The sequence below is a fragment of the Nostoc sp. UHCC 0252 genome (genome assembly GCF_034931145.1).
GTDB lineage: Bacteria > Cyanobacteriota > Cyanobacteriia > Cyanobacteriales > Nostocaceae > Nostoc.
This window is the reverse complement of record NZ_JAYGHE010000068.1, coordinates 1-23,623: the sequence shown is the minus strand read 5'-3', so window position 1 is coordinate 23,623 and position 23,623 is coordinate 1. Positions and strand designations below refer to the sequence as shown.

Genomic DNA, 23,623 nt, shown 5'->3' with positions numbered 1-23,623 from the left:
ACATAAATAATGGATTACCTGGAAATTGATGCACTGATTAATGGAATCATATACTCTGATTCAGTCGTTAAACAAGACCTTGGTCGTCGTTTTGCTGCTTATCTTGGACTAAAACCAGGTAAAATAGGAGCCGATGGTGGAATAGATGGTGAAGGCGAAGTGAAGGGAAGGCAAATCTACTTCCAATCCAAATTATCTAAAAAGCCTATAGAGGCACCATATGCAGCAGAATTTTGTGGAAACTTGGGAATTCATAAAGCTGATATTGGTGTTATGTTAGCGGGAGTTGGCTACACCTCGCAATTTAAGTCGCGTTTAAATAAATGTCCAAACATCGGAAATCTGAAAATCTATTTATTGACTTTAGAAGATATTTTTGGAGAAACTAACAATTTTAAAGGGGCTCTAATAGACCTGCCTCCACTACGCGACTTAAGTAGTGATTCATGGACTAACTATAGATAATCAAGAATAAATGATAAATAAAAAATAGGAGTTATTAAAATGCTTGAACTTCACAAAAACTATGTTATCGACGAAAATCAACAACCTATTGCCGTACAAATCCCTATCATTGAATTTGAAAAAATTGAAGAGATTCTTGAGGATTATGGTTTAGCAAAACTCATGGAGGAAGTAGAGGAAGAAGAACCACTATCAAAAGATGAAGCACTAAAATATTATCAATCACTAAAAGATGAAAATGTGGCAAGTTGAATATACTAACAAGATTCTTGAAAGAACTTGTACTCATCGCGGCGAAAGTTATTTAACTGCTGAAACTCTTCACAAAATTGAACAAATTAAAACTAACCGAAAAAGGTTAGCTGTTGAACGCCCTGTAGAAGTGGCTAGTTTTGGCTAGTTAATAATTGCCGAAATTAACTGTTGCTTCAGCTATTCTCTCACTAATAAACATTTATGGACTTCTACACAACAGTTTTGCGAAAGAGTGCGAGTTATTGGGTTGCTTTATGCTTAGAAAATGGACTGGTAGGACAAGGGTTAAATCAAGAAGCAGCAATCAAGCAACTTAATGAAGCGATCGCATCTTTTTTGTCAGTCTATAAAATCGAACCTAATATTTACCATCCTTCACTCACTATAAAAGAATTACATGAGTTTTTAGAACTGGAAGACACTGAAGCAGGCAAAGTGATAAAAGTTTTAACCCTAAGCGTTCCAACAGACTGATAATTGTATCTGCAATTGTATTGCGATCGCACCCCTGATTCTTCAAGTACGATTGTTAAGTAATACAACGAATTAACTGAGAGCAGATATTCGCCCTCATCCCTAGCTCATTATTGTAAGTCTGCCAGAAAAGCAAGCCAGCTTCAAAGTCCCTCTCGCCATTTAAAGAAAGGAATTTACGGTAAGGACGCAAGGATATTTCTTTCAAAGCAAGATGCTCCTATGATAATCAAAGATAAAGACTTGCTTTCTTCACAAGTTCTTCAAATTGTTTTGCTATAAATATAAACATAGGGCGAAAAGCCTTAAGAAATTTAAAATCCATAAGTCACTAAATATAGTTGAGGGATTAGTCATTTTTGACAATCCAGCATCTGGAAACCCGAAACCGTAAAGACCAATTACCAATTAAATCGGAGGTCTATTATGATGTTTAAAAAGATTCTAGTTGCATTAGATCGCTCGGAAATAGGGCAACAGGTTTTTGAGGAAGCATTGAGTTTAGCAAAGTTAACACAAGCTAGCTTAATGCTAGTGCATGTCCTATCTCCAGAAGAAGAGGGCAGCCCTTACGTACCGATGGTGTCTAATTTTGACTACTATCCAGGATTGACTAGTCAAAGCTTTGAGTTATACCAAAAGCAATGGGATACCTTTAAAAATTTGGGAATCCAGATGTTGCAATCTTTTTGTGCCCAAGCTAGTACAGCAGGTGTTACTACAGAATTTACACAAAATGTTGGTAATCCTGGCCGCGTTATTTGCGACTTAGCCCATAGTCACAACGCTGACCTAATTGTTATGGGGCGGCGAGGCCATTCTGGGCTAATGGAACTATTTCTTGGTAGCGTGAGTAACTACGTTCTTCACCATGCTCTTTGTTCAGTTCATGTTGTGCATCTTTCAGTTGCTACTAAAAAAGATGAAGCTGTCAAACAAACTACAAGCACTTTAAGCGTTAACTAACTACTAATATCAAGTTTGACTTAATACTTATGTCATTGCAAGCGTTGCGCGGCAATCCCAAACCTTTGCGATTGCTTCATTCCACTTCGTTGCATTCGCAATGACATATCATAAGTGATTTGCCGAACCTGATATAACTTGCTTACCCATCAATTTAAACTTGACAGATTACTAAGATTGCATGAATACATCTAGCGTTTAAGTACACAGTAGTGGCACACATCTGTGCGCCACTACTCCAGGTAATTGCACGCAGCTAGCCAAATTTTAAAGACGATATTGAGCTAAAATTGGGCATAGGCGTAGCCCGTCGTAGACATCGCTTTTTCAGTGAAAAAGAAAAAGTCTGCTACCCAAAATTTAGAGTTGAGAGCGTAAAGTGGATCTATGAAAGAAGATACTATCGAGATCACTGGTTTTCATGCTCATGTTTACTTCGATACTGCGAGTCGAGATGCAGCTGCGCGTGTACGAGAAGGATTAGGCGCTAGGTTTGAGGTGCAACTCGGACGCTGGTTTGACAAGCCTATCGGGCCACACCCAAAAGGGATGTATCAGGTTGCTTTCTTACCGAATCAGTTTGATAAAGTCGTTCCTTGGCTAATGCTCAATCGTGAGGGATTGGATATTCTCGTCCATCCTGAGACAGGCGATGCTGTCGCAGACCACGCGGTTCATTCTTTATGGTTAGGAAAAAAGCTAGATTTGAATATTGAGTTTCTTCAACAGCTTAGTTCGACTGTATCCAATTAAGGGAAGTAACCCACTGTATTGGGTAAAAGTTCTAGTCTGAGATGCAAAAGTTTTTCTATTGTGACTGTGACTAAACTTGCTTAAGCAAAGCTATCCACATATCGGACGGATCTGAATAATAATCAACTTCCTCAACTTGATATTGATAAGATTCACAACCTTCTCGTAAAATAATGCGATCGCAGGGTTTAATACCTTTCCCTACTCCAGTCATATACCCGATCATCCCTTCATTGATGCGCTCAAATACGTAGTCGCTTCCATAAGCTAGTTTGCTATAATCATGTATTTTACTCTTCTGCTTTAATTCGCTTGCTGGAAAGCTAACTAGAGCAAACTTGCTTAAAAAATTAAAACTTAAGTTCATACCTGTTCTGATCAAAGACATAAATGAGTTCTCCCAAAGAAGAAATCTATAACGAAGAGTTCTAGACTCTAGGTGAATCTCAATCCCTTTTAGTCACCAATCCAAAATCGAACAGGTGGACAATCTAGTTAGGAATTAACCACATTGACAGCTAGTAAAGGCAATTTATCACCCAATGTCTAATTAAATTCCTGCACCCACAATTAGCAAAAAATAAATTACAAGTAGTTCTTTTAAAAAGTACTTAGTAAAATAATTTTAAAAGAAGATCAATAATTAAGAAGTAATTTTTCTTAATTCTTAATTTTTAGTTATTAATGTTTAATTTAACTACATAATATCTTCTGTCTAATAACCACTTTAATTTACAGTAGCGTTAACCGCAGATTCAACTGTAAAATCACCTAACTATTGGATACGATTGAGTTAGATATGAAAATTTTTACTTAATAGATAATCTTAATTTGATAAAAACTTTATGTCTTAATAATGCCATATATGTATATTTTTTAATATAAATCTGATCTAGTCCTTACTTGTGCTTTTTAGAGCTACATCTACCTGCTTAAGTAGTACTTCTAGGGTGGAAGAGTTATCTAAAACTACATCTGCGTGAGCCGCTTTTTCTTCGATAGATAATTGGCTGTTGATCCTGGCTTGTGCCTGTTCTCTAGTTAAATGGTTTCGTTGTATCAATCTTTGTAGTTGTTGCTCTTGAGAACAACGCACTACCCAAATTTCTGTAACCAAATCAGTCATTCCTGCTTCAAATAATAGAGGCACTACCAACACCAGTGTTTGTAAGGAAGATTGGGTAATTCCTTTGAGGAAGCGATCGCGCACATCAGGATGAATCAAATTATCTATCCAGGTGCGTTCATCTTGACTATTAAAGATGATTTCCCCTAGCTTTTGGCGGTTGAGGCTGCCATCTGACAATAAAATTTGTTCGCCGTAACGCCCGGCGATCGCACCAAGAATAGGCGAACCTAAAGATACTGCCTCTCTAGCATAAATATCTGCATCCAAAATCGGCAGTTTATAAGCGCTAGCTAAATAATTTGTAACAGTGGTTTTGCCCGTGGCAATACCTCCGGTTAAGCCGATTATACGTTTTGTCATTTGTCATTTGTCATTAGTTATTCTCCCCCTGCTTCCCCTGCTTCCTCATTTTCCTTATCTAAGAATTGGCTGCCCATGTTATTATTGCTTGGGTTAAACCATCTAAAGTATATTCTTGGGCTTCTACATCTACACGTCCGAATAAAGTACGGCAGGTTTGAGAGGTTTGAGGGCCAATAGAAGCAATACAAACACCCTCTAAGAATTGATTAGTATCATTGTTGGGAAATATCTTGTCAGTGAGTTGATAGAAAAATTGTACAGTTTTAGAGCTGGCAAAGGTAATTACATTTATCTTGCGGTTTTGGAGAGCTAATTCTGCTTCCGGTGGAACACCGCTAGGACAACAAGATTGATATGCAGCAACTTCAATTATTTTTGCTCCTTTGAGAGTTAATTCTTTTACTAAAACTTCTCTTCCGCCACTTTCAACTCTGGGGAATAAAATCTTTTTCCCATTTAGTGCTTCGGGGAAATTTTCTATTAAAGAATCAGCAACAAAGTTGGGGGGAATAAAATCTGGTTGGAGAGAATATTGTTTGAGAATATTGGCTGTTTTTTCGCCAACGACGGCAATTTTGACACCTGCTAAAGCACGTGTATCTTTACCTTGAGCGATTAGCCTTTCAAAAAAGTAATCTATAGCATTGGTAGAAGTGAGAATTAACCAGTCAAAATTAGATAAATGAGCGATCGCATTATCCAAAGCTTCCCAACTGGAGGGTGGGCCGATTTCTAAGCTAGGCATTTCGATGACTGTTGCGCCTAATGTGATGAGGCGATCGCTAAATGTACTCGACTGCCCAACTGAACGTGTCACCAAGATTGTTTTACCAGTAAGGGGTTGAGGAGAGGCAAAGAGGTTGTTTAACATTGGAATTTGGGCTAGAGTCGAATCCTGACAATCTATTTTCTCAGGTTGTAAGTACTTATGTAGCCCAACAACTTCGCCAACAATAATTACTGCTGGAGAAAGAGATAATCCGGTGGTTTGTTCCAAAATATTGCCCAGTTGTGCTATCCAAATTTGTTGACGAGGAGTTCCCGCCCAACGAACGATCGCAATGGGTGTTAAGTGCGATCGCCCGTGTCGCACCAGTTGATGTATAATCTCTGGCAGATGTCGCCCTCCCATCATAATTACCAGTGTCTCTAATCTTGAGAGTGCTTCCCAGTTTAAAACCTCTGGTTCATGGGCTGTAAGCACTGCAAAACAACGACTCAACACCGGATCTGTAAGAGGAATTCCTGCGAACAACGGTGCTGCAAGGGCTGAAGAAATCCCTGGTACTAGTTCAAAATTACAACCAGATGCTTTCAAGGCTTCAATTTCAGAAGTACAACGCCCAAAAATCAACGGATCGCCTGATTTAAGCCGTACAACTTGTTTTCCTTGTTGGCAATGCTTTACCAGTAACTTGTTAATCTCACCTTGGGTTGTACTAGGTTTACCACCGCGTTTCCCAACATCCAACTTCAAACAATCAGGTGGTACACACTGCAATAATTGAGCATCTACCAGAGCATCGTAGACTAAAACCTGAGCAGCAGCCAAGAGATTGTAAGCTTTTACAGTCAGGTATGCCACATCTCCAGGCCCAGCACCCACAAGGTAAACTTTGCCCTTTTCTTCAATCTTAGTCATTTGTCATTTGTCATTTCTTCCCAATTCCCAATTCCCAATTCCCTAAATTCAATTCGTTCGAATATTAATTTTTTGAATTAGTTGATCGACTTGCTCAACCATTTCCTTGTTTTCTTCAGCTTGAAATAACTCTCTGGCTTTTTTGAAGTTAACGATCGCTTCTTCTAGCTGTTGTTCTCTTCCTAAAGTGATTCCCAAATTATAGTAAGTGAAGGCATCGTTAGGTACAAGGCTAATGGCTTTTTTGTAATGTGCGATCGCTTCTTGGGGTTTACCTTGATCGTCCATTGCATTTCCCAAACCCGTGTAAGCTTGTGCGTGTTTGGGATCGAGGCGAATGGCTTCGGTATAATCAGCGATCGCTTCTGCTAGCTTGCCTTGAGCGTAAAAAGCACTTGCTAAATTATAGTGAGCGTCTGCATAGTTGGGTTCAAGGCTCAGGGCTTGTTTATATTGGGCGATCGCTTCTTCTAGTTTGCCTTGAGCGTAGAGAGTATTTCCCAAGGCATTATAACCTGCTGGATTTTTGGGATCGAGGCGAATTGCTTCGGTATAGTTGGCGATCGCTGCTGCTGGCTTACCTTGAGCGTATAAGGCATTTCCTAAGTAATAGTGAGCGTCTGCATACTTAGGATCAAAGCTAATGGATTTTTTGTATTGAGTAACAGCTTGTTCTAGCTCACCTTGAGCATATAGGACATTTCCCAGGCGTGTGTAAGTTGGGGCATAACTGGGTTTGAGGCGAATAGCTGCGGTATATTCGGCGATCGCTTCGGTTAACTTACCTTGAGCGTAGAGAGCATTTCCTAAATTATAGTGAGCGTCTGCATACTTGGGTTCAAGGCTAAGAGCTTTCTTATATTGTGCGATCGCAGGTTCTAACTGATTCAGTCTTGCTAAAGTCAAACCCAAATTAAAGTAGGCTCCAGAATCTTGAGGATCGAGGCTGATGGCTTTCTTGTATTGTGCGATCGCTTCTTGGGGTTTGCCTTGATCGTCGAGAGCATTTGCTAAAGCAATATAAGCTTGCACAAATTTGGGTTCTAGCTCAATCGCTTTCCGAAAAGCCGCCTCTGCTTCTTTGAAATTTCCTTGTTTGTAGAAATTAGTTCCTTGTTCAAAGTAAACAACTGCGTTTTTGTTCCCAGGAAGTGCTGCTCGATTGGAGTCTGGAATTTTTGATAAAACAACGCCGATATCTTTACCAAAGGCAGTATTCCCATTATTCAAACACAAGCAGATAATAGCTGCTACCAGGACATTTTTGTTTTTCAGCATTTTTATTACCTTATCTGCTTGGTTTACATCTAATATCAAGTTGCGTAGCTTTGGCGCGGTTCTAGCAGGAATTATAAGTGATTAAGCTAACTTGATACAAGTTACTGTCACATACAGTATATTTCAAGTAAATAAATTACACGGCTAGGGGCGCATAGTTATGCGTCCCTAGAGGTTGTATAAAACTTTATTAAGCTAAAAATCTTTTAATTTGCATCCTCAAAAAAATGAATCTATTGTGGGGTGGGCATCTTGCCCGCCCTAGTTGTGCAAATTAAATGCGCGACAGCTTGTGAGCAAAAAGTTATTTTTTAGGTAATTGTTGATAATTTTATTTTGACAATTTGAGCAATAGCTGTAATTAATTGTTCTGGGTTAACAGGCTTAGAGAAATGCATCTGAAACCCAGCTTTTAATGCTTTTTGCTGGTCATCATTTCTAGCAAAGGCAGTCAACGCAATCGCCGGGATTTGTCCACCTTCTTCTGGTTTCCAACTTCTGACTTGATGTATTAACATATAGCCATCCATCTCAGGCATACTAATATCGCTGACTAACACATCTGGCTTAACCTCTGCTAGGGTTTTTAATGCCTCATAAGCGGAAGACACTGTAATGGCAAAAGCCCCACTTTGCTCTAATACAAAAGCAACAAAATCTCGTGAATCAGCATCATCATCGACAACTAAAACCCGAATGCCACTAAGGGGTAAAGAGTTAGGAGTTAAGAATTCAGGGTCGTTTTGTTCATCCGTTAGCTTTGGACTTTCATCTGGTAGAAGCGGCAAACTAACAGTAAATATTGCCCCTTTACCCTCACCTTCGCTCTTTGCTTTGACGATACCGCCATGTATTTCGACGATATTACGCACAATTGCTAACCCCAATCCTAATCCACCAAAATTTCTCGTAGAGGTGCTATCTGCTTGGCGAAAGTAATCAAATACGTAAGGCAAAAACTCAGGGCTAATTCCTTTACCTGTATCGCTAACTATAATTTGAGCATAACCATTAGCTTGCTCTAGCTGCACTTCTACCTTTCCTCCCTTGGGTGTAAATTTGACAGCATTAGAAACGAGATTCCAGACGACTTGCTGCAAACGAGTAAAGTCGCCCATAACTTTCCCCACATCCGGTTCAAAGACTGTATTCACCTCAATGAATTTTGTTTCTGCCGCTAAACGAATTGTCTCTAGTGCTGACAATATCGTAGACTGTAGGTTAATCTTCGTAATATTCAGCGTCAGTTTGCCCTGTAAAATTCTGGAGATATCTAGCAAGTCTTCGATAAGTTGAACTTGTAAAGTGGCGTTTCGCTCGATTGTGGCTAGTGCTGCTGATGTCCTTGCTTTGTCAAAAGTGCGGGTTTGTAACAATTTTGACCAGCCAAGAATTGCGTTTAGTGGAGTACGTAGTTCGTGAGAGAGGACGGCTAGGAATTCATCTTTAATTCGATTGGCTGTTTCTGCTTTAGCTCGTGCTATTTGTTCTAATTCCAGCAGGTGTGCCCGTTCTTCAAGTATTTGTTTTTGTTCGTGGATATCTGTACACGTTCCAAACCACTTAACTATAATACCTTGTTGATCTTTAAGCGGTAAAGCTCGCGCTAGCTGCCAACGATAGGAGCCATCAGCAGCCCGTTTGAAACGATATTCATTGTTATATATAGTGCTATTTTTTACGGCATTAGACCACACCTTATCAGCATTTTGGATATCATCTGGATGCAATGCAGCCAACCAACCAGAACCCAAGGACTGCTCTAATGTTAGCCCAGTATATTCGCACCAATTTTGATTAAAAAAATCACATTCACCGTTAGCATCAGTTGTCCATACAAGTTGAGGAATTGCCTCAGCTAGGTAACGGTAGTGTTCTTCGCTTTGTCGGAGAATTTCTAAGATGCGTTGGCGTTCAAGGCTTTCTTGTTGTAATTGCTCGTTGGTTTTAGTAATTTCATTGGTGCGAACGGCAACCATTTCTTCCAAACGATTTTGGTACTTTCGTAGTTCCGTTTCTATCCGTAAGCGTTCGGCTATTTGGGTTTGAAGTTCTTGATTTGCTTGTTCTAGTTGAGCAGGGCTAGGAAGTGCTAATGCTTGTGGAAGTAGAGACACAAGTTGTACTGCTGTAATTACAGATATAATGGCAGTTACTGCTTTGACAAATCCTGATACCCAATAAGTTGGATGCCAAAGCGTCCAAATTTCTATTAAATGAGTCGTGCCGCAAGCTACAATGAATGCACTAAAGAGCAGAAAAATCCAATCAAAGGGCAAATCCTGCCGCTTACGAACAAAGTAAAATAATGTAGCTGGAATCGAGTAATAAGCTAGTGCAGTGAACGCATCAGATAATATATGTAACCAAACTAAATTGGTTTGCCATAGATAGCAGTGACCATGTGGAATAAATGATCCTGATGCAAAAAAAATACTCCAAAATTCTGATATAATGTCTGACATAAATACTTGATTATTTTAAATTTATAAAATCTACTACTCAATGTCTTCTTTTAAATTAGCCCAAGTTGTTTGTACATGGGAAATTTACTATTCTTCTGTCCGAAGATAGGAATAATACAATGAGGTAAGGAACCGCATAGACGCAAAACTGCTACTCTACGAGTTCTCCAACAGAGTACCCGCAAGGTAAGATAGTTGTAAAGGTTTTTTGCATCAGTACTATGAATTTTTAGAAAATTGGGATGCTCTTTAGGAAAATTGCGAACATAATGACAGCAAATACTAATAATTTCAAAACAAAACCATTCTCACCATAATAATGATGGGAATGGTAAAAAACTACGATATCAATGGGAAAATTTAATCTCTGCAATTATCACTCAACCTAAGATTGACTTGACTTAATACTCATTTTATCTAACAGGTTAGTGATTTTTTTAGCTTTTTCCGGTTGGCGTTGTTTTTGCAATAAATCTTTAGCTTGTTGCAGGTTAGTTTTCGCTTCTTCTTCTCGCTCTTGCTGCATGAGGATATTTGCTAGACGCAAGTAAGCATCAGGATTTTTTGGACTGCGGCGAATCACTTCCCGGAATAATTCTGTTGCTTCTTCTACTTGGCCTTGTTGATTTAAAACATCCCCCAAAAATAAGCGCACTACATCATTAGTAGAGTTGAGAGAAATCACTTTGCGAAACGCTGCTTCTGCACCTTGGTAATCTTTTGCTTGAGAAAGATTGATTCCTTTTTGAAACAAATCTGAGGTAATCAAAGTTTTCCAAGCGAAATAGCCCAGAATTGACAAACTCAAAACAACTACAAAAGCAGGAATAATAGAACTGGTAGGAAAGGATTCTAGCATTGTCTAAGCCAAAAGGCAGGCGATAGGAAAAATCAGATATTCGATAAAAAATAGTTTCCAGATAAATTGGTAGAATTGAGCGATCGCACTTTTATCTTGTAAGTCTACCGCCAAACTCCGCCACCACATCCAAACTAACAGCCCCAAGTGAGTAGTTATCAGAAAAATGGGGTTAACTGAAGCGATGTGTAGCACTCCCACCAGAATTATCCCTAGATAGCAGACAGTTATCACCCAAAGAGCCAGATTAAACACAGCTTGGGGCCCGAGCTTGATGGTGAAAGTAGTAATATTGTAGAGGCGATCGCCTTCGATATCGGGGATATCTTTAAAGATTGCGATCGCAAAGGTGAACACCAAGATAAATAACGTCAGCACCCACACCACAGGCGGAATTGTTTGGCCTTGTTTCAGCGCCCAACTGTAATGCAGATACAATCCTAAATTAACAATTGTGCCGCGCACCGAAAAAATACACAGCGCCGCCCAAAATGGAAACTGTTTTAAACGAATTGGCGGTAAAGAATAAGCAGTACCAATGGCCAAACTAATTGCCACCATCCCAAATAAAAATGGCCCAGTTAGCCACGCCACAACTAGCGCCAAAATCCCAGTAGATACAACAATTAATTGTCCCGTCTGTTGAGAAAACTCACCTGATGCCAGAGGTAAATGAGGTTTATTAATTTTGTCAATATCAACATCTTCTAATTGGTTCAGCCCTACGATGTAAACATTGCCACATAGACAAGCAATCCATGCGCCGAAAACAGGGGTTAGGGAGTAGGGAGTAGTAAATAAAGAATCGGTATTACTAACGCCAATAGCAATTAAATACAAACTCAACACACTCAGACTTGTACCAATAATCGTGTGAGGGCGAGAAAATTTCCAGAAAGCGTATAACCAATGGAAATATGATTGAACAGGTTTGCGTGGCAAAGCGTTATTTTGAGAACTTTGGCTCATGAGTACCTTAGATTCAGATTCCGGCTTGTTGTTAACTCTGACTTTTCACAGAATTTGGAAAACCTCACTTTCATTCCTCCCTCCTCCTGTTGAGAGACTTTGAATTTTCCCCATTCCCTATAAATAAAAGTTGGAGGTTTCGTGTTAGTTTTTCCACATTGCATGAATTGTCAGATTTAAACCATTGTCACAGAATTTGGTCATTAACAAGAGCTTTTGTAGATTTAAGTAGCGGTAGAACAGCTTTGTGTAGCCCTGTTCCAAAGCCAGCTATCCATAGCGAATCTATCTTATGGAAGATCCTTAATACTAAAAAACTTTGACAAGCGATTATAAAAATACCTCTTTTAGAGTCTCCACTCTCTACTCCGCATAAAGTTACAATCTATCAGAAAAGCAAAGAAAGTAAAGAAATAGTTAAAATATGACAGCTAGTTTGACACCTATTATAGATGCATTTGACTTTGTTGCTGTGCTATCCGAGGCTGCGGCTGCATATCGACGACAGAGAGATACCTACCCTAGTACTGAAATATTAGTAAATGCGTTGCTACAAGCAGAAAAATCTGCCAAGCAGCAACACTCAAGTTATCCCTTTGAGTCTCTTCTAGGTAAATGGCAACTCTGCTTTGCTACTGGTACTAAGAAAGTCAGAGAACACGGAGGCATTGTATTAGGTAAGGGTTTTTATGTACCCAAATTTATAAAAATGCATGTTTCATTTAATGCCGCTTCAGAAGAGGATTCAGATAGAGGCGAAATTTGTAATCAGGTTGAATTGGGCCCAATTTCGTTGAAGCTTACGGGGCCAGTGCAATATATAGGTAAGAAAAATTTATTGGCGTTTGACTTTAACCAGATGATTATCAGTCTATTTGGTAGTGTTATCTACAAAAGACCAATTCGTTCTGGTATTCAAACAGAAGATTTCTACAACCAATCCATAGCTCAACAACCCTTTTTTGCTTTCTTTTTAATAAATAAAGATTTCATCGCCGCTCGTGGGCGTGGAGGAGGTTTGGCATTTTGGATTCGAGAAACTTAAGGATAGTAGATTTCACCTTTGCGCCAGCCATTAAACTGGACGACAACTCGACAAAATACTGTGCATATTTACTACTTCTCCAATAACTGCGATCGCAGGCGCACCAAAACCAGTTTGCTCTACCTGTTCTACAATTGTCTCTAAAGTCCCAATCAATTCTTCTTGTTCTGGGCGCGTACCCCAGCGCACTAAAGCAATGGGCGTTTGTACATCCAACCCGGCTGCACTTAACTGTTCCACAATATAAGGCAGGTTGTGGATTCCCATATAAATTACAATAGTTTCGGAACCGTGCGCGATCGCACTCCAATTCACTTTCGGTCTATACTTACCCGCCGCTTCGTGACCAGTTACAAATGTCACTGATGAGCTATAGAGCCGATGAGTCAAAGGTATACCTGAGTATGCTGCCGCCGCAATACCCGATGTGATACCGGGCACAACTTCAGTTGATATCCCAGCGTTGACTAATTCTTCCATCTCTTCGCCACCGCGACCAAAAATAAAAGGATCGCCACCCTTTAACCGCACTACAATTGCATGATCCTGCGCTTTCTCAATCAGCAATTGAGTTGTTTCTTCTTGGAACAGCGAATGTTTCCCTCTCCGTTTACCGGCATTAATTTGCTCGGCTTGGGGATTAATCATTGCCAGAATTGCCGGACTCACTAAGGCATCATAGATAACGACATCTGCACATTCTAATAAACCTTTCGCCTTCAGGGTTATTAATCCCGGATCTCCTGGCCCCGCACCGACTAAATAAACCTTTCCCAAATACTTCTCCTCTTTTTCTGTGCGGTTCATCAATTCGTTAAATCCCAAACTAGCTCGGCTAATTCTGCACTTGCTCCCAGTGGCTCTGCCAATTGGAAATTCACCGCAGAAAATTGTAATTTTAGCTCCTCTACGGAGGCTGCGATCGCATCAGTTATTCCACCCGCGAATAAAAAGTATGGCAAAATCGCAATTTCCCGATAACCAGCAGCTACCAACTCTTTCACCCGTGATTCTAAACTAGGAGGCCCAGCCCAATAAGCATCTACTGCTGACAAACTCGCCGCTATTGCTTCCACAGTTTCTTTAGAACCTGGGCGACGGCTACCATGAGCTAAGAGAATCCATGCTTCGGCTTTTATAGTAGCTATTTGCTTGGCTAACAGTTTCTCTAAATTGGGGTGAGAGCCTAAATGTCGTTGCAACTCAATGATGATATCCTGACCAACAGCCTGTTGTGCTAGCGCTACTTCGGCAGGGATATCTGTCATCACATGCACTCCCGGCAGCAGAAATAGCGGTACAATTTTGAGGCGATTCTCGTTTTGAGAGTGTATGCGTAGGCGTAGCCCACCGCAGGTATCGCCAAAAGCGCTTTTAGCAAATTGTTGAATCTGCTCATGTAAAGGCTGAGGACTCATTTCTAAAGCAGCTATACCAACCAGATGTTCGCTATTTAATGCGTTGTGGTATTTGTGATATACCAGCTTCGCTAGTTGCTCCATAGCAACTTCTGGGCGCGGATCGCGACTTCCGTGAGATACTAGCAGATAAGCAGATGACATGGGCAAAGCTTCAACTCTCAGTAACTAATGCTCATATTTTACTTAATATTAAGCTGGTGGTAATAGGTACTCTGGTGATTATTGAAACTATTATCAATTACTAAATACAAGTATTTTAAATCACTTTTATATTCTCCCACTGCAACTTGCTTTATTGTTCTTCGGCAGTGTAAGTATAAAATTGATCAAAAGCTCCCATCGTTTCAAACTTGTAAGAAGGTATCCAAGAATTTATTTTTAAATCTGTACGGTAAATGCTAAAAATTATGTAATTTTGCCTTTCTGTAGTCCTGGCAATAATTCCTTGGATTTGTGGGTTAGCCGAGTCAACCAACTTATCACAATTAAAACGGATTAAATTTTCTATAAGGTTTGTTGTTTTTTTGCATACATCGGTTTTTAAGTATTTCGTCAACCGTTGCACTGCATATTCTTCATACTCAACTTGACTGGGATTGGTATTCGCCATTGTCACACCCAAGGCGGCGAGTCCTGCTGCTGCTCCAGTATATGCAATGATGGTTAGGGGTTTCATGTTTGCCAAGTAAAATACATTGTAATTATTAGATTTCAGAGACTCTAAATCAACTAAGTCCGTTCCTTGAAGAAAAATTCTTGATCGCTGGCCAAATTATTGCTATAATTCAAATTGTTGAATGGCGAGCGTAGCCAAGTGGTTAAGGCAGTGGTTTGTGGTACCACCATTCGCGGGTTCGAGTCCCGTCGTTCGCCCTATATAATTTTATAGTGATCCATAATTTGTTATAGAAGGTGAGTTGTGGTTTTGAAAGATCGTAACCATTACTTTAGCAAGTATCTGCTCTCTACAAGTTAATGATTTGGAAGAGTCGCAAATGCACTATGATTTATCAGATTATCTTATAAGTAGTTTGATGTATATAAGCAAATCTACTTGCTTAATAAAAATTAAGTGTGTGATCTGCACTTATCTTTTACAATGCCTAAGCAACGCCAATAGTGCAGAAAGTTTGATCAGTTAAATGGGCAAAAATAAATCAAACTATAATTATGCAATATAAAATTAATTAAACAGATTCTTATCATTAGTCAAAAAAGTTGTCTTTACACAGAGCTACTACACAAATTAAATGCTTATGACAGCAAGCAATATTAGACAGGAAATTTTAGAGTATATTGAAACATTACCTGGGGAAGAGGTAAAAACTCTGCTGTTAACATGGCTGACTCGTACATCCGCTTCCTTAGAAGATTTTGAGCGCTTAGTGGCAAATCAAGCTGCTCAAACCACAGAAGATTCATTTGAGTACGGTGATATAAAGACTGCGTTAAATTTTCAACCTCTTACTGAAGCCGAAATGGTTCAGCAGAGCAAAACAGCCCTCGAAACCTATCAGCGCAAAGGTTCAGGAGTGGCGCATAATCGGGTGCGTGAATGGGTAGACAGTTTAGGAACTGAGCAAGAACGTCCATGTCCGAAATAGTTTGGACAGAAAATTCAATTGATGACTTAAATCGTCATTACGATTTTATTAAACTTAATAATCCTGATGCAGCAGTACGCGCAGTACAAGCAATTGTCTCTTCAAGCGAAAGTTTACAGCAAAATCCTCGTCGAGGCGCGATTGTAGATGAAATAGCAGGATTGCGAAAACTTTTAGTTTCTTTTGGCAAATACGGTTTTATAATTCACTACATTCTTCTTAAGGATGACGTTGTTATTTTACGCATCTATCACGGGCGGGAAAATAGACCTCGTTAGTATTAATTATTGTGTCAAACTTGGGAAAATAGATAATCGCAATTACTTGCTAACCAAATTACCAAGACATTGTAGCCATTTTCAATCCAGTGAAGTACAAGTATGCAAATAGACCTAACCCCCTAAGCCCCAACTCGTCGCGGGAAGGGGGAACAATTCAAAGCCTCTCTCCTTTTACGAGAGAGGAATGGAAGTGAGGTCAAAATTGTACCTCACGCTTGTCGAGAACCGCTATAGCAATTATCAAACTTGCAAAATAAATCATCTATATTCTTCACTATAAAAATCAATATTAATACCTTGAAAAAGTTAAAAAATATTGATTTACAGTTATTACACTTCATAGCTAACGAGGTGTTGATAAGCAGATATATCCAAATACATGATATAGTTTAGATTAAGTAATTGAGGGCGTGACATATTGTGCCCAAAGTATAATCATGCAGTTATTTTCTAACGTCTATCAAAAGAAACAAAAATTGTATTCCTTTAGTTAGAGTCAAAAATACTGAGTCATAGATACTTTAGGTAAAGAAGAACACGATTTAAGTGTCTGCTGAGAAGTTGATACTTATAGGTACACAGATAAATATAATTTATCTGTGTTATTTCGTGTTTGTATCCGGTTAAAAAAGGTTGAGGCTTATTTGTCTCGCCTTGAAAATCAACAATGCCAAACATCGTCATTTAGTGGAGTTACTATGTCTGAATTGCTTAAAGCAGTCTTAGATAGTGAAGAAAGAAGTGATTTGCGTTCCTTTATTAGTGAATTACGCCAACAAGATAAGAAGTACTTGCTGCGGAACGACATTCTCAATGTATATAGTGAGTATTGCTCAAAGTCCCAGAAACCAGAGGGTTTTTACACTAACTCTGAGTTAGGCAAACTGATTTACTATACTCAAGAAATTATTCAGGAGGAGTCCAACTTCTGTTTCATCATTCGTTCTAAGATTGCCAGTCAAGAAGTTTATTGGTTGACATCAGACTTAAGCATCGAGCCGATGACAGTGCAGGATTTGTTGGATTTGCGCGATCGCTTGGTGAACAAATATCATCCCAACGAGGGCGACCTGCTAGAATTGGACTTCGGCCCTTTCTATGACTACACCCCAACCATCCGCGACCCCAAAAATATTGGTAAGGGGGTAGAATTTCTCAACCGCTATCTATCCAGCAAAATATTTCAAGATTCCAAGCAATTGCTGGACAGGCTATTAAATTTCTTGCGCCTGCACCACTACAACGGTGTTCAACTGCTAGTTAACGATCGCATTCAATCACAGCAGCAGCTTTCTGATCAAGTTAAAAAAGCGATCGGTTTTGTCAATAATCGCCCCGATGATGAACCCTACGAACAATTCCGGTTTCAATTGCAGTCAATGGGTTTTGAGCCGGGTTGGGGTAACACCGCAGCACGAGTGCGAGAAACCCTAAATATTCTCGATGAATTGATTGATTCCGCCGATCCCCAGACCCTAGAAGCCTTCATTTCTCGTGTCCCGATGATTTTCAGGATCGTCTTGGTGTCAGCCCACGGCTGGTTTGGGCAAGAGGGAGTGTTGGGTCGTCCCGATACTGGTGGTCAGGTAGTTTACGTTCTTGACCAGGCCAAGAGTCTAGAGAAGCAGCTACAAGAAGATGTTTTGCTAGCTGGTTTAGAAGGATTAAATGTTGAGCCAAAGGTAATTATTCTCACCCGCTTGATTCCCAATAGTGATGGCACTCTTTGTAATCAACGGCTTGAAAAAGTCCTTGGTACTGAAAACGCTTGGATTTTGCGAGTCCCTTTACGGGAATTTAATCCTAACATGACTCAAAACTGGATTTCTCGGTTTGAGTTTTGGCCTTATCTAGAAAGTTTCGCCATTGATTCCGAAAGAGAACTACGGGCAGAATTTCACGGTACACCTGACTTAATAGTTGGCAACTATACTGATGGGAATTTAATCGCATTCTTGCTGGCGCGACGGCTGAAAGTTACCCAATGCAATGTTGCTCATGCTTTGGAAAAATCTAAATACTTGTTCAGTAACCTCTACTGGCAAGAATTAGAGGATAAATATCATTTTTCATTGCAATTCACCGCCGACTTGATTGCGATGAATGCTGCCAATTTTGTGATTAGCAGCACCTACCAAGAAATTGTCGGTACACCGGATAGTGTGGGACAGTACGAGTCTTATAAGTGCTTCACTATGCCGGAGTTGTACCATGTTACCAATGGGATTGAATTATTTAGTCCTAAATTTAATGTCGTACCGCCGGGAGTAAACGAAAATAATTACTTCCCCTACACCCGCACTAAAGATAGGGTGGAGAGCGATCGCCAACGCCTTGCAGAAACACTCTTTACTCTGGAAGATCCCGCGCAAATCTTTGGCAAACTCGACGATCCTAACAAGCGCCCTCTCTTCTCAATGGCGCGTCTTGACCACATCAAAAACCTCACAGGTTTAGCGGAATGTTATGGTCAAAGTAAAGAATTACAAGAGCATTGCAACTTAATTTTGGTCGCGGGTAAATTGCGCGTTGAAGAATCAGGCGACAACGAAGAACGTGACGAAATTATCAAGCTCTACAAGATAATTGACGAATACAATCTCCACGGCAAGATTCGTTGGCTAGGTGTGCGCCTGACTAAAAGTGATTCTGGTGAAATTTACCGAGTCATTGCCGATCATCAGGGAATTTTTGTACAACCAGCTTTATTTGAAGCTTTTGGTTTGACAATTCTAGAATCGATGGTTTCAGGATTACCGACTTTTGCCACACAGTTTGGTGGCCCGTTGGAAATTATTCAAGATAAGGTTAATGGCTTTTTGATTAACCCAACAAATTTAGACGAGACAGCCACAAAAATTGTGGACTTCATTACTAAATGCGAACAAAATCCTAACTATTGGAGTGAAATTTCCAAGCGAGGAATTGACCGGGTTTATAGTACCTATACTTGGAAAATTCACACTAGCAAGCTGTTATCATTAGCACGAATTTATGGCTTCTGGAACTTTACATCTAAGGAAAATCGGGAAGATTTGTTGCGTTATCTTGAGGCTTTGTTCTATTTAATTTACAAGCCAAGAGCGCAACAGCTATTAGAGCAGCACAAGTACCGATAATTTGCTATGTGTCATTTGTCATTTGTCATTTGTTATTAGCTAAGGACAAATGACCAAGGACAAATGACTAAGAGTACTCCAAGTAAAAAAAAACGCTCAACTGTCATTGCGAGCGAAGCGAAGCAATCGCAAGGGCTGGGATTGCTTCGCTTCGCTCGCAATGACGGGTTTTGGATCATTTATTTTTTGGAACACTCTAAGAACAAATGACTAAATTGTTAACGCCCGCCAAGTACGTTGACCAACTATTCCATCCGTTCCTAAATTCTGCTGGTTTTGAAAGGCTTTAACAGCAGTTTCTGTCAGTGCGCCATAAATCCCATCCACTTTCATGGCATAACCGTTAGATACTAACAGCCGTTGTAAGACTCTAACAGCAGCACCAGAGCTACCGAAATAAAGAGTCGGCATAGGTTGACTACTAAACTTCTGGAAGCGCCCTGTAGCCTTTGTACGCTTACCTACAGGCTGGGAATGCTTCTTAGGCTTACCTAATTTAGAAGAAGCTAGGAACTGATTATTTTTGCTGATTTTCTGAAGTATCTGTTCTTTCTCTAGTGCGATCGCTGAGGGAGAAGGCTGAGAAATCCCATCTGTCTGCATAAATTCAGGTGGTGTGACTTGAGCAGTTATTTCTAACTCACTCTGTTTTGACTGCTTTACGTCATTTTCTACCTGAACTATCTGCTGCTGCGGCACATTAGCCCCAAATGCTTGTCTGATCGTTAATACGCCCGTCATCATCAGGCCAATTTCAGTCATTGTGGTTCATTTTACTTCAACCAATATTTCTTTTAACCAACAACATTGTTGTTGTCCGGGATAATGCATACTGACTAAATAGAAAAGTCATGTACTAGTTTTTCAGATAAAATTGCCATATTTATATCTTCTCACCTCCAATTCCATCTACTCAGACTAATATCATTAGCTTTGTGCTTTTTGATCTTTAATCAAGCCATTAACTTGTAAGATATGGTATCTAAATCAACGGTTCAGACAATAACATACTATATGATCATCTGGGAATGTTATCAAACAAATTTCCCTAGCTACTTTTGCCTTATTTAATATGCTGATGCTGCTTTTATCATATTTATACTGCCAGCAAAAATACTGCTGAATTCACTGAGTCAATTTTTTAAGTATTTATCAATACAAGCTTTGACAAGAATACTAAACTCTTGATTTTATTCCATTTTCGAGGCTACGGTGTGTACACAAGTCACCAGTTTTATCCCAACACGCTTGGAATGAGCCAGAAACCTCTCATGTAGAGACGCGATTTATCACGTCTAAAAGACACGTTAGAGAGACGCGATAAATCGCCGTCTCTACAAAGATTAGGTATAGCTTGCCCTTAGACATCGCTGAGTACGCTGAGTTGTGCCTGCTGAAAAACTTTTTACCTTTTTTCATCTCGCCATAAAGCAATACCACCTAATAAGCCGGTGATATTGGGGATGAGTTTCACATTTAACGGTAGCTGAAAATTCACTTTCACAGCTTCACCACCGCCAATGTAAAGGTAGTCATAATTGAACAGATGTTGCAAAGATGCGATCGCCTTTTCTAAACGCCTATTCCATCTTTTCTCACCAATTTTTTCTAACTCTGCACGCCCTAACTGCTGCTCAAAAGTCTCTCCTTTACGAAACGGATGATGCCCCATTTCCATATTCGGTACTAACTTACCATCCACAAATAAAGCCGAACCAAACCCTGTACCCAGAGTAATCACCAGTTCTACACCTTTTCCAGCGATCGCACCAAACCCCTGCATGTCTGCATCATTAATTACCCGTACAGGCTTGTTTAAGTGTTTTAATAATGCTGTTTCCAAATCAAATCCAACCCAATCTGGATGTAAGTTTACCGCCGTTTCTGTGACTCCACAGCGCACCACACCAGGAAAACCGACGGAAACGCGATGAAATTCACCTTGAGCCGCAGCTAATACAACAATTGCATTAATTACAACATCCGGTGTAGCAGGTTGAGGCGTATCTAAACGCGCCCTTTCTGTTACAGGAGTCCCCGTAATATCTAAAACCATAGCCTTAACGCCACTACCGCCAATATCAACCGATAGGGTACGAATCGAACCATTTTCTTCAACCATTGAGTTACATCCTTGTTAATGCTTGTTCTTTGGATATTATGCTCTGCTGTATTTGATAATATTCGGATGTTTCGAGAGTCTTTATATTGGGGAGAAGAGAGACAAGTCAGAAAAGAGAATAAATGCCCATCCCCAATGCCCTAAAATATAAATTTAACCAATATGCATAGCTTCATTCCACCAGAACGCTTTTTTCCCTACCTTACCTGGACTGACATCCAGGCAATGCCAGATAAAGAAAATGTGGTAATTATTCAGCCTGTGGGGGCAATCGAACAACATGGGCCTCATCTACCCTTAATTGTAGATGCTGCGATCGGTGTGGGGGTGCTGGGAAAAGCAATGGAAAAACTGGATGCTAGTATTCCTGCTTATGCTTTACCTAATCTTTATTATGGCAAATCTAACGAACACTGGCACTTTCCCGGTACGATTACGTTGAGTACGGCAACTCTCACGGCAATTATTATGGAAGTGGGAGAAAGTATCTACCGGGCTGGGTTTAGAAAACTGGTGTTAATGAATTCCCACGGTGGACAACCCCAAGTTATGCAAATGGCGGCGCGAGATTTGCACGTTAAGTATGATGACTTTTTGGTATTTCCGTTATTTACTTGGCGCGTACCTAATATTACTAAAGATTTGTTGACTCCGAAAGAAGCAGCACTAGGAATGCACGCCGGAGATGCTGAAACTAGCATTATGTTATCGCTTTTGCCAGAACAAGTAAAGTTAGAGAAAGCTGTTGCAGAGTATCCACCGGAGCAATCCCAAAGTAGTTTACTGAGTTGGGAGGGTAAGTTACCTGTGTCTTGGGTAACGCGAGATATTAGTAAAAGTGGAGTGATTGGCGACGCTACAACCGCAACCAAAGAAAAAGGCGATCGCATCCTCGAATCTGTCGCTAATGGTTGGGTACAAGTTATTCAAGATATTTATGCCTATCGACAACCAAAAGTAGGGGAAGAATAGACGCTTTTTACTCAAAGTTAAAAAACCAATACATTATACGCGCGACAACATCCAGATTTGTTAATGTAGAGATAATGGAAATAGTACTGGTGTAGCTGCTTAAAATCTATCGGGCAGCAAATTTCTATTAAAACTAATATTAAGAGAAAGAATTATGACGGCGTTTGAACCTCAAAGCATCCGCTCTTATAGCCAAGAAGACGTTCAACAAATTTTACACTTAGCGATCGCTCGTCAAGCTGATGATAAAGATAAAGAATTTTCTTATGAGCAGATATCAGAAATTGCTGCTGAGTTAGAAATATCACCAGATTCTTTAAAATTAGCCGAGCGCGATTGGTTAGTACAACAAGGCCAAGTCGAACAGCGAAAAGCTTTTGACGCGTATCGCATCAGAAGATTTCAAAAGCGTCTAGGGAATTATACAATTTTTAATGGCTTTTTGATACTGGTTGATTTAATCGCTGGTGGCGGAATTTCTTGGTCACTCTACATTTTACTATTCTGTGGATTACCTGTAGGGCTGGATGTCTGGAATACCTTTCAAGTCAAAGGCGAAGAGTATGAGATGGCATTTCAGAAATGGAGCCGTAATCATCAGATTAAGAAAACCATCAGCACAGTTTTGAATAAGTGGTTTAAAGCATTACAAGCTTAGTAAATTTGCTTGCGGTAAACTCGTCATAGACATCTCTAATTCAAAGAAAAACCCCGCAGGAGAATCGGGGTAAAATTTACCGCAACAGTTGTTGTGTAACACTACTGAAATAAAATCTGAAGAAACACAACAATTATCTGAATTAAAATTCATACTATCTGATTAGCCAAAAATACTCTTTCTATCTTTATACAGATATCAAGCTCTATCAATAGTTTGAAAAAACTCTAGGAAAGAAGAGGAGGGGGCAGCATAACCAAGGGACAAGCCTAAATAGCGATCGCGCTAAAACATAAAACGGGAGAATTGACAATGATCAGCAGTCTTAAAGAACTAATTGATCAGTCAGAATTGGGTCATAATTCAGATCCAGAAGAAATGTTTATCAGCAGTGGCGTAAGTTGGGAAAGTTATGAATCGCTACTAGCCAAGCTAGAAAATAACTCTCATTACCGTGTAACTTATTTAGATGGAATATTAGAAATAGTGTCGCCATCAATCAGGCATGAAAAAATCAAAACGAATTTAGGGATGCTGTTAGAGCGTTTCTTTTACAGCAAGCGCATTCGTTTTGTACCTATGGGAAGCTCTACTTTTAAAAACAAAGCAAAAAAAGCTGGTGCAGAACCAGACGAATGTTACTGCATAGGTGAAGAAAAAAATGTACCTGACTTAGCCATAGAAGTAGTTGTCACCAGTGGCAACATAAATAAACTGGAAATCTACCGAAGATTAGGAGTTGTAGAAGTTTGGTTTTGGGAGAGAAACCAGTTTAAGTTGTAA

Annotated in this window: 24 protein-coding genes, 1 tRNA gene and 1 pseudogene; 14 read left to right on the top strand and 12 right to left on the bottom strand. The window is 39.8% G+C overall.

Going from position 1 to position 23,623, the window contains the following annotated elements; all coding sequences use genetic code 11:
• Nucleotides 1–9 precede the first annotated feature (9 nt).
• The 6 genes from VB732_RS27785 to VB732_RS27760 all read left to right on the top strand — a co-directional run bounded on the left by VB732_RS27785 (nucleotide 10) and on the right by VB732_RS27760 (nucleotide 2,913).
• Nucleotides 10–465: a restriction endonuclease gene (locus VB732_RS27785; protein WP_323234100.1), complete on the top strand. Its 456-nt coding sequence runs from the start codon at nucleotides 10–12 to the stop codon at nucleotides 463–465.
• Between the two features lie 39 nt (nucleotides 466–504).
• A complete protein-coding gene (locus VB732_RS27780) occupies nucleotides 505–717 on the top strand; it encodes a hypothetical protein (protein ID WP_323234099.1) in 213 nt (70 codons plus the stop codon).
• Nucleotides 704–865, top strand: a complete 162-nt coding sequence (locus tag VB732_RS27775) for a hypothetical protein (RefSeq protein WP_323234098.1) — start codon at nucleotides 704–706, stop codon at nucleotides 863–865. Before VB732_RS27780 ends, VB732_RS27775 begins: the two co-directional genes overlap by 14 nt.
• Nucleotides 866–921: 56 nt before the next feature.
• Entirely contained in the window at nucleotides 922–1,194 is a 273-nt protein-coding gene (locus VB732_RS27770; protein ID WP_323234097.1) for a type II toxin-antitoxin system HicB family antitoxin, read from the top strand.
• A 429-nt stretch (nucleotides 1,195–1,623) separates the two neighbouring features.
• A complete protein-coding gene (locus tag VB732_RS27765) occupies nucleotides 1,624–2,160 on the top strand; it encodes a universal stress protein (RefSeq protein ID WP_323234116.1) in 537 nt (178 codons plus the stop codon).
• A gap of 387 nt (nucleotides 2,161–2,547) precedes the next feature.
• Nucleotides 2,548–2,913 (top strand): DOPA 4,5-dioxygenase family protein, encoded by a 366-nt coding sequence (locus VB732_RS27760; protein ID WP_323234096.1) that lies wholly within the window; start codon nucleotides 2,548–2,550, stop codon nucleotides 2,911–2,913.
• 70 nt (nucleotides 2,914–2,983) lie between these two features.
• Here VB732_RS27760 and VB732_RS27755 read toward each other — a convergent pair whose 3' ends face one another.
• The 7 genes from VB732_RS27755 to VB732_RS27725 form a co-directional block, all read right to left on the bottom strand.
• The gene (locus VB732_RS27755; protein ID WP_323234095.1) at nucleotides 2,984–3,301 is read right to left on the bottom strand and encodes a hypothetical protein; all 318 of its coding nucleotides are present in this window, start codon (nucleotides 3,299–3,301) and stop codon (nucleotides 2,984–2,986) included.
• A gap of 504 nt (nucleotides 3,302–3,805) precedes the next feature.
• Nucleotides 3,806–4,402, bottom strand: a complete 597-nt coding sequence (gene coaE / locus VB732_RS27750; RefSeq protein WP_323234094.1) for a dephospho-CoA kinase — start codon at nucleotides 4,400–4,402, stop codon at nucleotides 3,806–3,808.
• A gap of 58 nt (nucleotides 4,403–4,460) precedes the next feature.
• Nucleotides 4,461–6,047, bottom strand: a complete 1,587-nt coding sequence (gene cobA, locus VB732_RS27745; protein ID WP_323234093.1) for a uroporphyrinogen-III C-methyltransferase — start codon at nucleotides 6,045–6,047, stop codon at nucleotides 4,461–4,463.
• A 48-nt stretch (nucleotides 6,048–6,095) separates the two neighbouring features.
• Nucleotides 6,096–7,325 carry a tetratricopeptide repeat protein gene (locus VB732_RS27740; protein WP_323234092.1) on the bottom strand — a complete coding sequence of 410 codons (1,230 nt, stop codon included), beginning with the start codon at nucleotides 7,323–7,325 and terminating at the stop codon, nucleotides 6,096–6,098.
• Nucleotides 7,326–7,636: 311 nt separating this feature from the next.
• Nucleotides 7,637–9,790 (bottom strand): ATP-binding protein, encoded by a 2,154-nt coding sequence (locus VB732_RS27735; protein WP_323234091.1) that lies wholly within the window; start codon nucleotides 9,788–9,790, stop codon nucleotides 7,637–7,639.
• A 385-nt stretch (nucleotides 9,791–10,175) separates the two neighbouring features.
• On the bottom strand, nucleotides 10,176–10,649 hold the full coding sequence (locus VB732_RS27730; RefSeq protein WP_323234089.1) for a tetratricopeptide repeat protein: 474 nt from the start codon (nucleotides 10,647–10,649) through the stop codon (nucleotides 10,176–10,178).
• Between the two features lie 3 nt (nucleotides 10,650–10,652).
• Nucleotides 10,653–11,618, bottom strand: coding sequence for a homogentisate phytyltransferase (locus tag VB732_RS27725; protein WP_323234088.1), 966 nt, complete (start codon nucleotides 11,616–11,618; stop codon nucleotides 10,653–10,655).
• A gap of 424 nt (nucleotides 11,619–12,042) precedes the next feature.
• Between VB732_RS27725 and VB732_RS27720 the strand changes: the two genes are divergently transcribed.
• Entirely contained in the window at nucleotides 12,043–12,663 is a 621-nt protein-coding gene (locus tag VB732_RS27720; protein WP_323234087.1) for a hypothetical protein, read from the top strand.
• Nucleotides 12,664–12,693: 30 nt separating this feature from the next.
• Here VB732_RS27720 and cobA (VB732_RS27715) read toward each other — a convergent pair whose 3' ends face one another.
• The 3 genes from cobA (VB732_RS27715) to VB732_RS27705 all read right to left on the bottom strand — a co-directional run bounded on the left by cobA (VB732_RS27715) (nucleotide 12,694) and on the right by VB732_RS27705 (nucleotide 14,760).
• Entirely contained in the window at nucleotides 12,694–13,470 is a 777-nt protein-coding gene (gene cobA, locus VB732_RS27715) for a uroporphyrinogen-III C-methyltransferase (RefSeq protein WP_323234115.1), read from the bottom strand.
• A complete protein-coding gene (locus VB732_RS27710) occupies nucleotides 13,470–14,225 on the bottom strand; it encodes a sirohydrochlorin chelatase (RefSeq protein ID WP_323234086.1) in 756 nt (251 codons plus the stop codon). The genes cobA (VB732_RS27715) and VB732_RS27710 overlap by 1 nt, the downstream gene beginning before the upstream one ends.
• A gap of 151 nt (nucleotides 14,226–14,376) precedes the next feature.
• Entirely contained in the window at nucleotides 14,377–14,760 is a 384-nt protein-coding gene (locus tag VB732_RS27705; RefSeq protein WP_323234085.1) for a DUF4359 domain-containing protein, read from the bottom strand.
• A 124-nt stretch (nucleotides 14,761–14,884) separates the two neighbouring features.
• Here VB732_RS27705 and VB732_RS27700 point away from each other — a divergent pair.
• The 4 genes from VB732_RS27700 to VB732_RS27685 all read left to right on the top strand — a co-directional run bounded on the left by VB732_RS27700 (nucleotide 14,885) and on the right by VB732_RS27685 (nucleotide 19,088).
• A tRNA-His gene (locus VB732_RS27700) sits at nucleotides 14,885–14,957 on the top strand.
• Nucleotides 14,958–15,340: 383 nt separating this feature from the next.
• On the top strand, nucleotides 15,341–15,688 hold the full coding sequence (locus VB732_RS27695) for a hypothetical protein (protein ID WP_323234084.1): 348 nt from the start codon (nucleotides 15,341–15,343) through the stop codon (nucleotides 15,686–15,688).
• The gene (locus VB732_RS27690; protein ID WP_323234083.1) at nucleotides 15,676–15,966 is read left to right on the top strand and encodes a type II toxin-antitoxin system RelE/ParE family toxin; all 291 of its coding nucleotides are present in this window, start codon (nucleotides 15,676–15,678) and stop codon (nucleotides 15,964–15,966) included. Before VB732_RS27695 ends, VB732_RS27690 begins: the two co-directional genes overlap by 13 nt.
• 701 nt (nucleotides 15,967–16,667) lie before the next feature.
• A complete protein-coding gene (locus tag VB732_RS27685) occupies nucleotides 16,668–19,088 on the top strand; it encodes a sucrose synthase (RefSeq protein WP_323234082.1) in 2,421 nt (806 codons plus the stop codon).
• 210 nt (nucleotides 19,089–19,298) lie between these two features.
• Here VB732_RS27685 and VB732_RS27680 read toward each other — a convergent pair whose 3' ends face one another.
• Both VB732_RS27680 and VB732_RS27675 read right to left on the bottom strand, forming a co-directional pair.
• On the bottom strand, nucleotides 19,299–19,850 hold the full coding sequence (locus VB732_RS27680; protein WP_323234081.1) for a peptidoglycan-binding domain-containing protein: 552 nt from the start codon (nucleotides 19,848–19,850) through the stop codon (nucleotides 19,299–19,301).
• A gap of 643 nt (nucleotides 19,851–20,493) precedes the next feature.
• Entirely contained in the window at nucleotides 20,494–21,210 is a 717-nt protein-coding gene (locus VB732_RS27675) for an ROK family protein (RefSeq protein ID WP_323234080.1), read from the bottom strand.
• A 162-nt stretch (nucleotides 21,211–21,372) separates the two neighbouring features.
• Here VB732_RS27675 and VB732_RS27670 point away from each other — a divergent pair, with 162 nt between their 5' ends.
• From VB732_RS27670 to VB732_RS27660, 3 genes and pseudogenes are all read left to right on the top strand, one after another.
• Nucleotides 21,373–22,182, top strand: coding sequence for a creatininase family protein (locus tag VB732_RS27670; RefSeq protein ID WP_323234079.1), 810 nt, complete (start codon nucleotides 21,373–21,375; stop codon nucleotides 22,180–22,182).
• A 154-nt stretch (nucleotides 22,183–22,336) separates the two neighbouring features.
• A complete protein-coding gene (locus VB732_RS27665; RefSeq protein WP_323234078.1) occupies nucleotides 22,337–22,840 on the top strand; it encodes a 2TM domain-containing protein in 504 nt (167 codons plus the stop codon).
• 312 nt (nucleotides 22,841–23,152) lie between these two features.
• Nucleotides 23,153–23,623, top strand: a pseudogene (locus VB732_RS27660) (Uma2 family endonuclease); the annotation flags it as partial.